Raw genomic sequence first — 11421 nt, 5'->3', positions numbered from 1 at the left:
AGTGCCGTCAACGGCATCGAGCTGAATCGCGGTCAACATGACCTCCTCCGCAAGGACGGCCTTCGGCCGCCGGCTTCGCCGGCCGCTTCGCGGTCCTTGACACCGGGGCCCGTCGAGAAAGATTTGGCTGGCTATCGGGGCGGCGGCCCGGGTGTGGCGCAGCGGAATCGTTGCTCGAAAGGTCGGACTCGAAGGGCGTGAGGGTGGCCCTACGGGCCACTTACCATCCACAGATGCTAGGTCGTTCGCTCACCGCGAAAACGGTGGTTGACCTGGGAAAATAGATGGCAATGGCAGGTTTGGGGGCGTAGAATCAGACCCATCACAGCACACCTCTGAAGGAGAGGATGGCGATGAGTCTCGGCCGCTCGATCGACCACTGGGGCACCAACCCCGGCGATGCGATCGACGCTGCTTTGAAGGCCATCGAGTCCGCCGTTCAGGAACTGCTGGCCACCGATCCCGCCTATTGGCGCACCGGGCAGAAGAAGGACCTGCTGGAGCGGTTGGAGAAGCTCCAGGCCCAGCAAGCCGCGCTGAAACTGCGAGTGCTCGCGTCTGCCGGAGATATCGCCGAAGAGACCGGCGCAAAAGACGCCTCCGCGTGGATGCGGGCCGAGCTCCTTGTCGACAAGGCCGTGGCGCGCTCGCAGATCAAGCTCGCTGCCGGGGTCGCGAAGTACGACCTCGTCGCCGCCGGTCTCGCTGAAGGTGTCGTGTCCCAGGACAAGGCCAGGGTGATCACCCGGGCGCTCGACAAGATCGAGACCAACCCCGTCGCCAGTGCAGAAGATCTCGTGCTGGCCGAGAAGCTGCTGGTCGACTACGCCACCGGGTTGACCGCGAACGAGCTCCGCGTCGTCGGGAAGGGGATCTTGGCCGAGGTTGACCCGGTCCGGTTCGAAGACGCCGAAGCCAAAGCACTGCTGGCCGAAGAAGAACGCGCCCACCAGAAGACCGCCCTACGGGTGTGGGACAACCACGACGGGACCGTGGGCTTCGACGGTGTGCTGCCGACCTCGATGGGGATGCGGTTCAAGCGGCTGGTCGAGGCCTGGGCTCAGCCCCGCAAGCAGCAGTTGGTCGGCAAGGGTGCCCCGTTGCCTCCGTAGGAGCGGCTGATGGGCCAGGGCTTCGCCCGGCTGCTCGAGACCGTCGACCCCGCTGCACTGCCCCGCCACGGCGGTGATGCGACCACCATCAACGTGGTGATCTCCCTCGAGGAGCTCCGCAAGGACCTCGGCATCGCCACGTTGGGCTACGACGAGACCAACGGCACCACCATCACCGCGGCCGAGGCCCGGCGGATGGCGTGCAACGCCACCATCATCCCCTGGGTCCTCGGTGGCGACAGTGAGGTCCTCGATGCCGGCCGGGGCAGCAGGTTCTTCCAGCCGATCCAGCGCAAAGCACTCCGGCTGCAGCAGAAGTGCTGCCAGGCCGAGGGCTGTGACATGCCGCCGGAATGGTGCGACGCCCACCACCTCGACCCCTGGGCCGCCGGCGGGAAGACAGATCTGAAGGACGGCGCGCTGCTCTGCCCTCATCATCACCGCTTGGCGCACAACCCTGTCTACGTCCATGAGCGGCTACCGGATGGCACGATCCGGTTCACCCGCCGCCCCTAACCGGCTGGGCGAGGAATCACGTCACCGGGTCTCACCCGCCGGGCCCGACGACCCCGCCGCCGAACGGTCTCAGCTTTCGCTGAAGCCGTCCGTCCCGGTGCCCCAGGAGCGTTCTGGCCAGCTCTCTCGACTCCACACTGGCCGCTTCCCTGCTGACAGGGACATTTCCCCACTGCGGGGAAGGTTCCTCACGCTCCGGAGGGTGGGGAACCTCCGCCTTCGTGGGGAACTCTTCGGATCAGTGGGGAAATCATGACCCTGCCGGCACCGAACCAGCCCCCGGCCAAAGCGACGGCCCACTTTGTGAACGGTTCACAAGGTCACGCCCACTGTCATAGGCGCCCACGAGGCACCCGGCGGTCCGTGCACGGCCAACCCGCGGCCCAAGCACGCACCCAACTGAATCCGCTGCGCCAAACCCCGCCGCCGACCCGATATACAGCCAAAATTCTCGACGAGGCCCGGTGTCAAGGACCGCGAAGCGGCCGGCGAAGCCGGCGGCCGAAGGCCGTCCTTGACTCCGGGGCTCGGCGAGAACACCCTCCACGAAAGGGTCGGCGGCAAACACCAACCACGCAGCAACAGCCGTCAACCTGCAGGCCGAAGACGTACAACCCGGTGTTGTCGCTGACCCGAAGATCGAGCGTCGAGATGGTCTACGGATACAACGAAGCCCGAAACACCGCAGCATGCAGCGCAGCCGACTCGGGCCACTCCCGAGCCGAAAGATCAGGACGCCCATCGGGCGGGGACGCGGCGACTGCCTTCAACGCACGCTCCAAGTCCTCGATCGAGATGGTGCCGTCGAAGAGGTGGAGCCAGCCTTCGCCGACCTCCTCGGCCAGGCGACGGTTGACCTCGTTGTCGGGGGCCAGGACCGGGGTGTCGAGGGAGAGGGCCAGGAGCAGGGCGCCGGAGTTGTGCATGGCTTTGTAGGGCAGTACGACCAACGTGGCGGCGGCGATCTCGGCGGCCAGGGTGGCGTCGTCGGCGTAGGTCAGGTCGGCGCTGATCCGTGCGTCGGTTGCTGCTGCGGCGCGGACCTGGTCGGCTAGGGCGGGGTCGGAGGGGGAGCCGACGAGGCGTACGTCCAGGTCTGCCTCGGGGCTTTCGGCGACTGCCTCCAGGAGCTGCTCGACGCCCTTGTAGGGCTTGATCAGGCCGAAGTAGAGCACCCGCCTCTCGACGGGCCCGGCGGTCTCGGCCAACGTCTCGGTCACCGGCTCGAACCAGTCGCGGTAGTGGGCGTGGACGATCGTCGAGGTCGGTACGTCGAGCGGGGGAGCGGTCTGGTCGGTGAGCCGGATGACGTGCCTGGTGCGACGCTCGAGGGCGTCGAGGAGCCGGTGGTCCCAGCGGCTCAGGCCGTCGGGTCGGACGAGGTTGTGCCAGGTGCGTACGACCGGGGTCCGGGTCAGCCGGAGCCGGGTGATGAACGCGGTGGTGAGCAGGCGGCGGGCGAGCCGGCGCAGCGGCGTACGCGCCGACGTCAGCAGCAGCTCGGGCCAGTGCACGTGGAAGATGTCGTAGCGGCCCGCGATGGCCCGCGCGAAGCCGAAGAGCACGACTTCGGTGTCGTCGCGCCGATCCAGGGTCTCGACGAGTTGCACGATGTAGGGGTTGGTAGTCGCGCGCAGCTCCCGGGCCGACGCCAGGACCCGGACCGGCCGGTCGCGGCGCCCGTCGCGCAGCCCACGGACGACCGCGGAGATCGGTCGTACCGGGTGCAGGAGCTGTCGGCGGCCGCCTCGCATCAAGATCTCGTACGCGGCCCCGACAGCCCCGCGACGCCAGGTCCGCTGCCGCTCCTGGCTGAGCCAGGTCCGCGCGAAGAGGGCCCGGTTGCGGATGTTGAAGTAGTAGTAGGCCGGCGACTTCGCGCGGGAGCCCTCCGCGCGCTGGGTGCCGCCGCCGGAGTGGATCGCGGTGGCCCCGTCGATGATCGCGACCCGGCCGCCGAGCGCTTGGACTCGGGCGCACAGATCGACGTCCTCCCAGTAGAGGAAGTAGCGCTCGTCGAAGCCGGAGAGCCGCTCCCACAGCTCACGCGTGACCGCGAAGCAGGCCCCGGTGACCCACGGCAGCGTCTCGGCCTCGGGGTGCTCGGAGCGGCGTCGCCAGGGGCGCATCATCCCGGTGTCGAGGTCGAGATCGAGGCCCGCGGAGGCGACCTCGCCGTCCGGGCCGAGCACGGTCGGCCCGGCGAGCAGGAGCGGCTCGGCCTCGACGGCGGCCACCAGACGTACGGCCGACTCGACGTCGATCGTGGCATCCGGGTTGAGGAAGAGCAGTACCTCGGCGCCCTCGGTCAGGGCCGCCGCGGCGCCCAGGTTGCAGCCGGCGCCGAAGCCGGTGTTGGTGCCGGGGAAGACGCCGGTCCAGCCCTCGCGGTCGCAGAGGGCCCGGACCGCGTCGCGATTGGCGTCGGTCGAGTGGTTGTCGACGACGACGATCTTCGCCGGTGGGAGCGCGGCGGCGACCTGGGTCGTGTGCCGTTCCAGCAGGGCGGCATCGCCATAGCTGACCACCACGACGGCCAGCCGGGAGAGGTCGCTCACGACGAGACCTCGACCGAGCCGTCGAGCACGCGCAGCTCACGCCACCACTTGCGCAGCGCTATGGCCAGCGCGGCGGCGTTGCAGACGAAGACCAGGGCGTAGACCCAGGAGAAGACCACCCCGAAGCCGAGCAGCACGAACATCCAGCACTGCGCGCCGTAGTCCATCGGCAGCAGCGCCCACTTGCGCAGCGGGTTCTCGTGGACCGCCGCCGGCGCCCCGGAGGACGCGGGGCGCAGCGTCGGCATCAGGATCAGCCCGAAGTACGTCACCACAGCAACCACCTCGAAGCCCAGCGGCACCAGCAGCCAGCCGTCGGTGACCGGACCGAAGCGATACCAGGACACGAGCACCGCCAGATGCAGGCTGGCGGTCTTGAAGCAGTCGATGGTGTGGTCGAGCCACTCACCCGAGCGCGAGCCGCCATCGCGCAGCCGGGCGAGCTGCCCGTCGGAGGAGTCGAGCACGTACCCCGCGGCCAGCAGCACCGCGACCAGGATCCCGGTCCACCAGCGCGGCTCGGCCAGTGCGAGCACGGCCAGCCCGGCCGCCGAGAGCGTCGCGCTCAGCGCGGTCACCTGGTTGGGGCTCGCGCCGACGGTGTGCGCGGCCGCGGCGACGATGCGGCCGGCGGGCCGATTGACAAGGCGCGAATAGGCCGCGGTGTTGAGCGAGGGCTTCTGTGCCTGAGCCAGCGCCTCCAGGTGTGCACGGAACCCGGCTGGGGCGCGTTCGGCGCCGGTCGCGGCCATGCTCGATCCTGCTTCGCTCATACGTGGGGGTGAGTGACGTCGGAACCCTAGACGACGCTCGATCGTCCCAGGTCGCCGAGACCGTCCACTCCCCAGATCTGGGTAGGACTTCGCCAGGACCTTCGGCCCGGGTCGTCCCGGTGACATACCGTTGCCCATCATGCGTTTGTTGGTCGCCCACCCGTCGCCGGACGTCTACGGTTCCGATCTTCAGTTGGTCGAGACGGTGCGTGGGCTGCACCAGGCGGGACAGCGGGTCACCGTCGTCGTACCCGAGCACGGACCGCTCCTTCCGCTGCTCGAGGCCGCCGGCGCTAGCGTCGAGGTGATGACCTTCCCGGTGCTGCGCAAGGCCTACCTCAGCCCCACGGGTCTGGTCCGGCTGGCCGCGGCGCTGATGATCTTCTGGGTCCGTGCGGCGCGGCTGTGGCGGCGGGTCCGGCCGAGCCGGTTGCTGGTCAACACCGTGACGATCCCGTGGTGGATCGTCGTCGCGCGGGCGGCTCGTGTCCCCGTGGTCTGCCACGTGCACGAGGCCGAGGACGACCAGCCGAAGCCCGTACGCCTCGCCCTGACCGCTCCGCTCCGGCTGGCCACCCGCGTGGTGGCCAACTCGCGGGCATCCCGCGACGTCCTCACCCACACGGTGAAGGTGCTGGAGCGGCGTACGACTGTCGTCTACAACGGGGTGCCGGGGCCAGAGTCCGTGGCGGCGGCGCGCAGCCGGACGCCGAACGAGACGCTGCGGCTGGTGCTGGTCGGGAGGCTCTCACCGCGCAAGGGCACCGACGTGGCCCTCGAGGCGCTCGCCGAGGTTCGCCGGCGGGGGATCGACGCGCGGCTGCGGGTGTGCGGGTCGGTGTTCGCGGGCTATGAGTGGTTCGAGCAGGAGCTGCGCTCTCGTGCCTCCGACAGCGACCTCGCCGGCAACGTCGAGTTCCTCGGCTACGTCGCCGAGCCCGCCCGCGAGCTCGAGCAGGCCGACGTCGTACTCGTGCCCTCACGCGTCGAGCCCTTCGGCAACGTCGCGGTCGAGGCGCTGCTCGCCGAGCGCCCACTGATCGCGAGCCGGGTGCAGGGCCTGGCCGAGATCGTGACCGACGGCGAGACCGGCCTCCTCGTGACCCCCGGTGACGCGATCGACCTCGCCGACGCGATCCAGCGGCTCGCCGCCGATCCCACCCTCGCCGCCGAGCTCGCCTCCGCCGGCCGCAAGGACGCCGAGGAGCGCTTCGGCGCCGAGCGCTACCGCGAGGAGATCGCGGCCGAGGTCCTCGGTTGAGCGTGGGGGAGGACACAGAACGCACCCGGCTCGGCAGGAGCGCTGCCCGCGGCGGGATGGTGGTGCTCGGCGGCCAGGGCGTACGCATCCTGGTCCAGATCGCCTCGGTCGTGGTGCTGTCGCGGCTGCTCACGCCGCGCGACTACGGCCTGGTCGCGATGGTGCTGGCGGTGGTCGCGGTCGCCGAGATCTTCCGCGACTTCGGGCTCTCGACCGCCGCGATCCAGGCCAAGGTGCTCACCCGGGCGCAGCAGTCGAACCTGTGGTGGCTCAACACCGCCCTCGGCATCGCCCTCGCGCTCATCGTCATCGCGGCCGCCCCGCTCGTCGCCGCCCTCTACGACGAGCCGGCCCTGACAGCCCTCACCGCCGCGATGGCGGGGATCTTCGTCCTCAACGGCATGGGCGCGCAGTATCGCGCCGACCTCACCCGTCGGTTGCTCTTCACCCGGCTCGCCGCCGCCACGGTCCTGGCGCCACTGCTGGCCCTCGGGATCGCGGCGTTCGCAGCGGCCAACGGCGCCGGCTACTGGGCCCTCGTCGTCCAGCAGCTGGTCCAAGCCGCTGTCGGCCTGGTGGCCATCGGCGCGTTCGCCGGCTGGCTCCCCGGCCGCCCCCGCCGTGGCGTCGAGATGGGCGGTTTCCTGCGTTTCGGCTGGTCACTGGCGGGTACACAGCTGATCAACTATGCCGCCAGCAACATCGACTCGGTCCTCATCGGCACCCGCCTGGGCGCCCACGAGCTGGGCACGTACAACCGCGCCTGGCAGCTGCTGATGAACCCGCTGGTCCAGCTGCGCAGCCCCACCACGACGGTGGCGCTGCCGGTGCTGAGCCGGATCCGCGACAACCCGGCGCTGACCCAGCGGTTCGTGCAGCGCGGCCAGGTCGCGCTCGGCTACAGCCTCGGCGCCGGGCTCGGTCTGGTCGCCGGCGCCGCGGCACCGGTCTGTGCGCTCCTGCTCGGCCCGGGCTGGGACGTCGCCGGCATCGTCGCCCTGCTCGCCTGCGCGGGGCTGTTCCAGACGCTGGCCTACGTCGGCTACTGGGTCTATCTCTCCCACGGGCTGACCACGGAGCTGCGCCACTACACCCTGGTCGCCTCGGCGCTGAAGGTCCTCTGCGTGCTCGTCGGAGTGCGCTACGGAGTCACCGGCGTCGCGGTCGGCTACGCGACCGCCCACCTCCTGGAGTGGCCGCTGTCGCTGTGGTGGATCTCCCGCCGCACCCAGCTTCGGGTCGGCCCGCTCTACCTCGGTGCCGCCCGGATCCTGGTGGTCGCCGGGGCGGTCGCCGCCGCTGCGTACGCCACCGCCCAGGCCCTCCATGGGCAGCACCCCGCGGTGACCGTGCTGGTCTGCGTGGTGGCCGGGGCCGCGGCGTACGCGCTTCTTCTGCTGGTTCCGCCGATCCGCCGCGACGTGATGTCGCTGGTGGTGACCGTGAGGGGCGCGCTGGCTCAGAAGGTCAGCCGCGGCTGAGGGCCACCGGGCGGCCGGAATCGTCCCAGACGTTTCCGGAGTGGCTGACCTTCGTCGAGGAGGGGTGGATGATCGCGCAGCCGTCGATGCGCTGGTCGCTGAGGAACCGGTTGTCGCGGATCACCACGCCGCGGATCGGGCCGCGGCCCTTCTCGGCGATGTTGACGGTGCAACCGCCTCCGCCGAGGAGGTTGTCGCGGATCGTGACCGCGGTGACGTCCCCGATGCTCTGGGTGATCTGCACGCCGGCGTTGTAGGCGCCCGTGAAACGGTTGTCCGCGATCGTGATGTTGCCGCCGCCGATGATCTGGATCGAGTCGTCGTGGGACGCCCCGCCGCCCTGGTAAGGGTCGCTCTCGAAGTGGTAGTTGTCGTGAAACCAGTTGTCGCGCACCGTCACGTTGCTGCCGGTGATGTGCACCTGGTCGGTGACGTGATGGATCTCGGAGTCCTCCAGGGTGAAGTCGTGCCCGACCACGCCGTTGACGCCTGGTGCGGCGTTCTCGGCCAGCACCTCGACGTTGCTGACCAGCATCCCCGCGCCGTTGCCGTTGTTGTTGGAGATCCCGGCGGTCTCCGAGCCGGTCGGCACGATCACCTTGGTGTTGCGGATCGTCACGTTCGGCGCCTCGACGCTCACCTTGCCGTGCACCTCGAGCCCGTCGACCACCTTCCCAGGAGTCCTGATGACCAGGTCTCCGCGATGGACGCGCAGCTTCTTCTTGGGAGGTACGCCGGTGTCCCCGGGCCCCGGAGCACCACCCGCCGGCGGTGGTGAGCTGAGCGGCTCGCCCTCGCGCGGTCCCTGCTCGCCCGGCCGATCGCCGGAGCGGTTCGGCTTCCCCGAGTCCGTGGGCCGCTTCTTCGGCTCCGCACCGTCCGAGGGCTTGGCCGAGCGCGTCGAGGAGGCAGAGGGAGAGACCGACGGCGAGGGGGAGGGCGTCAATGTCACCGGCCCGCCGAAGTCGTCGGGCGGCAGATCGCCGTAGTTCCTCTCCGCGCGCGGCGTGGGCTCCTCGGCGGGGCCGTTGGTCAGCGCGTAGGTCGAGGTCAGCGCGACCACGGTGGCAACCGCGGAGATACCGAGGAGGAGGACCCGGGACGGGACAGCCAAGAGACGTACGCCTTCCTGTGGACTCTGCATCCAACTGATGGTGTGGGAGTCTGCCCCCTGAACCAGGCAGTTTGCGAGCGTTGGATGCTTACGTCCCCACACATACCCGATTCAGGGGATCGGACGTGCGATTGACGGGCGGATGACCGGGTGTGTCCGCGACACTGCCGTGTCGCGGCCGAGGTGGCCGCCTTGTGCAGGGATGGATGATGACGCGGATACACGTTTGGCGTCTGCTGGCGGCGGGAGCGGTCGCAGCTGTTCTCGGGGTGAGCAGCCTGGTCATGTCGGGAGGGGCGACGGCGGATACGGCTCCGGTCGACCCGGAGCTGCCGGAGACGGTCTCGGCGGACGTACTCCCGACGGTGCAGATCGACGGGGTCGCCTGGAAGCAGGTGATCGTCGGCGACATCGTCTACGTCGGCGGCAACTTCACCTCGGCCCGTCCGGCGGGTGCCGCGGCGGGCACCGATGAGACGCCGCGGTCCAACATGCTGGCCTACCGGCTCTCGACCGGCGAGCTGATCCCCGGCTTCGCGCCGAGCTTCAACGGCCAGGTCAAGGACATGGCGCTCTCGCCCGACGAGTCCCTGCTCTACGTCGCCGGCAGCTTCACCCAGGTCAACGGGGTGAACCGCTACCGCGGCGCCGCGATCAACCTGGCCACCGGGGCGCTGACCAGCTTCCGCCCGATCTTCAACTCGACCACCAACGCCGTCGCGGCCACCGCCGACGCGGTCTTCTACGGCGGTGTGTTCACCTCCGCCGACAACACCGCGCGTACGAAGGTGGCCGCCGTCCGGCCCAGCGACACCGGCACCCAGCTGCTCCCGATGAACCCGACCGTCTCCAACGGGTCTGTGCAGGACGTCGTGGTCTCGCCCGACGGCGCCGACATCGTGATCGGCGGCAACTTCACCAAGGTCAACGGCTCCTCCAACCCGGGCTACGGCCTGGCCCGGATCAAGGTCGCGACCGGCGCCTCGATGGCGCTGCCGGTCAACTCCGAGTTCCGCGACGCCGGCACCAACTCCGCGGTCCTCGCCCTGGAGAGCGACGGCGCCAGCTTCTACGGAAGCGGCTACCACTACGGCAGCGGCGGCAACTCCGAGGGCACCTTCAAGGCCGGCTGGGCCACGGGCCAGCTGACCTGGCTCGAGGACTGCCACGGCGACACCTACTCGATCTGGCCCACCGACGATGTCGTCTACCAGGCCAGCCACAAGCACTACTGCGGCAACTCCGGCGGCTTCCCGGAGACCAACCCGCGCAGCTTCCAGCACTCGACGGCGGTCACCCAGGACGTACGCGGCACCAACACCCGCGACATCTACGGCTACCCCGACCACCCCGGCACCCCGCGTCCGGAGTTCCTGGAGTGGTACCCGAAGTGGACCCCCGGCACCTTCACCGGTGCCAACCAGGCGCCCTGGACGGTGACGGCCAACGCCGACTACGTCGTCTACGGCGGCGAGTTCCTGAAGGTCGACGGCGTCGCCCAGCAGGGGCTGGTGCGCTTCGCGGTCAACACGATCGCCCCCAACGACGTCGGCCCGGCCCTGTCGGGCGCTGAGTTCGGGCTCACCGCGACCTCTCCGGCCGACGGCCAGGTCCGGCTGACCTGGCCCGGCAACGCCGACAAGGACAACGCGACGGTGACCTACAAGGTCTACCGCGGCTCGACCGATGTCGCCCCGATCCACACCAAGCCCGTCACCGCGGCGTTCTGGAAGCAGACCACGCAGAGCTTCCTCGACACCGAGGCACCGCCGGGCTCCACCCAGAGCTACCGCGTCGTCGCCGAGGACGCCTTCGGCAACCAGTCGCCCACCGAGTGGGTCACCGTCGACGTGGCCGGCGAGCCTGCCCCTCCGGCCGAGGGCATCGTGGCCGAGGACACCTTCGAGCGCGCCGAGGCGAGCGGCTGGGGCACGGCCGGCACCGGCGGCACCTGGACGCGCACCGGCACCGCCGGCAACTTCTCGGTCTCCGAGGGCCGCGGCTGGCACTCCGTGACCCCTGGCGGCACCACCGAGTCCCGGCTCGAGGAGGTCGCGGCCGGTGACGTCGACGCCACCGTCAGCGTCGGCGCCTCCCGCCTCCCGGACGCGGGCTACGTCTGGTCGATCCTCGGCGCCCGCGTCTCCGGCACCAACCACTACGCCTCACGGCTCCGGTTCAACCCGGACGGCACCGTCGGCGTCCATCTCGTACGCAGCGGCACCCCGGTCGTCGGCGCCAACGCCGTCCCGGGCCTGAGCGTCGCGCCCGGCGACCGGCTGAAGGTACGCCTCCAGGTCACCGGCACCGCACCGGCGACCGTGCGCACCAAGGTGTGGCCGGCCGGTTCCGCGGAGCCGTCGGGCTGGACGTACGAGCTCTCCGACTCGACCCTCGCCAACCAGATCCTCGGGGGAGTCATGCTGCGCAGCTTCGGCTCCTCGACGATCGGCACCACGCCGGTCCGGGTCGGCTACGACGACCTGAAGGTCATCGAGCCGTAGGAGGCATACCCGATCTTGGGGAGTGGGCGTCAGGATCCCCCCATGGGCGTCCGGCTTGGGCTTTAATCCAACGTCTTTGAATCGATGTCTTTGTCCGACCCG

Annotated in this window: 6 protein-coding genes and 1 pseudogene; 4 read left to right on the top strand and 3 right to left on the bottom strand. The window is 70.0% G+C overall.

Going from position 1 to position 11421, the window contains the following annotated elements; translation table 11 throughout:
- Positions 1 to 347: 347 nt before the first annotated feature.
- Positions 348 to 1628 (top strand): annotated as a pseudogene (locus ABZY89_RS27245) (DUF222 domain-containing protein).
- A gap of 656 nt (positions 1629 to 2284) precedes the next feature.
- Here the strand turns inward: ABZY89_RS27245 and ABZY89_RS27240 are convergent.
- Both ABZY89_RS27240 and ABZY89_RS27235 read right to left on the bottom strand, forming a co-directional pair.
- Positions 2285 to 4186, bottom strand: coding sequence for a glycosyltransferase (locus ABZY89_RS27240; protein ID WP_355232313.1), 1902 nt, complete (start codon positions 4184 to 4186; stop codon positions 2285 to 2287).
- Complete coding sequence (locus tag ABZY89_RS27235) at positions 4183 to 4938, bottom strand: CDP-alcohol phosphatidyltransferase family protein (protein ID WP_355232311.1); 756 nt, start codon at positions 4936 to 4938, stop codon at positions 4183 to 4185. The genes ABZY89_RS27240 and ABZY89_RS27235 overlap by 4 nt, the downstream gene beginning before the upstream one ends.
- A gap of 160 nt (positions 4939 to 5098) precedes the next feature.
- On the opposite strand from ABZY89_RS27235, the gene ABZY89_RS27230 reads away from it, so the two are divergent.
- Complete coding sequence (locus ABZY89_RS27230; protein ID WP_355232309.1) at positions 5099 to 6220, top strand: glycosyltransferase family 4 protein; 1122 nt, start codon at positions 5099 to 5101, stop codon at positions 6218 to 6220.
- Between the two features lie 2 nt (positions 6221 to 6222).
- Positions 6223 to 7701 carry a lipopolysaccharide biosynthesis protein gene (locus ABZY89_RS27225; protein WP_355232307.1) on the top strand — a complete coding sequence of 493 codons (1479 nt, stop codon included), beginning with the start codon at positions 6223 to 6225 and terminating at the stop codon, positions 7699 to 7701.
- Here the strand turns inward: ABZY89_RS27225 and ABZY89_RS27220 are convergent.
- The gene (locus ABZY89_RS27220; protein ID WP_355232305.1) at positions 7688 to 8845 is read right to left on the bottom strand and encodes a right-handed parallel beta-helix repeat-containing protein; all 1158 of its coding nucleotides are present in this window, start codon (positions 8843 to 8845) and stop codon (positions 7688 to 7690) included. The two genes, ABZY89_RS27225 and ABZY89_RS27220, sit on opposite strands and share 14 nt — an antisense overlap.
- A gap of 179 nt (positions 8846 to 9024) precedes the next feature.
- On the opposite strand from ABZY89_RS27220, the gene ABZY89_RS27215 reads away from it, so the two are divergent.
- On the top strand, positions 9025 to 11319 hold the full coding sequence (locus tag ABZY89_RS27215) for a hypothetical protein (protein WP_355232303.1): 2295 nt from the start codon (positions 9025 to 9027) through the stop codon (positions 11317 to 11319).
- The last annotated feature ends 102 nt before the right edge of the window (positions 11320 to 11421 follow it).

The organism is Nocardioides sp. NPDC006303 (assembly GCF_040613175.1).
Taxonomy (GTDB): Bacteria; Actinomycetota; Actinomycetes; order Propionibacteriales; family Nocardioidaceae; genus Nocardioides.
Note: the sequence above shows the minus strand (reverse complement) of the source record. Positions and strands in the feature narration are given on the sequence as shown.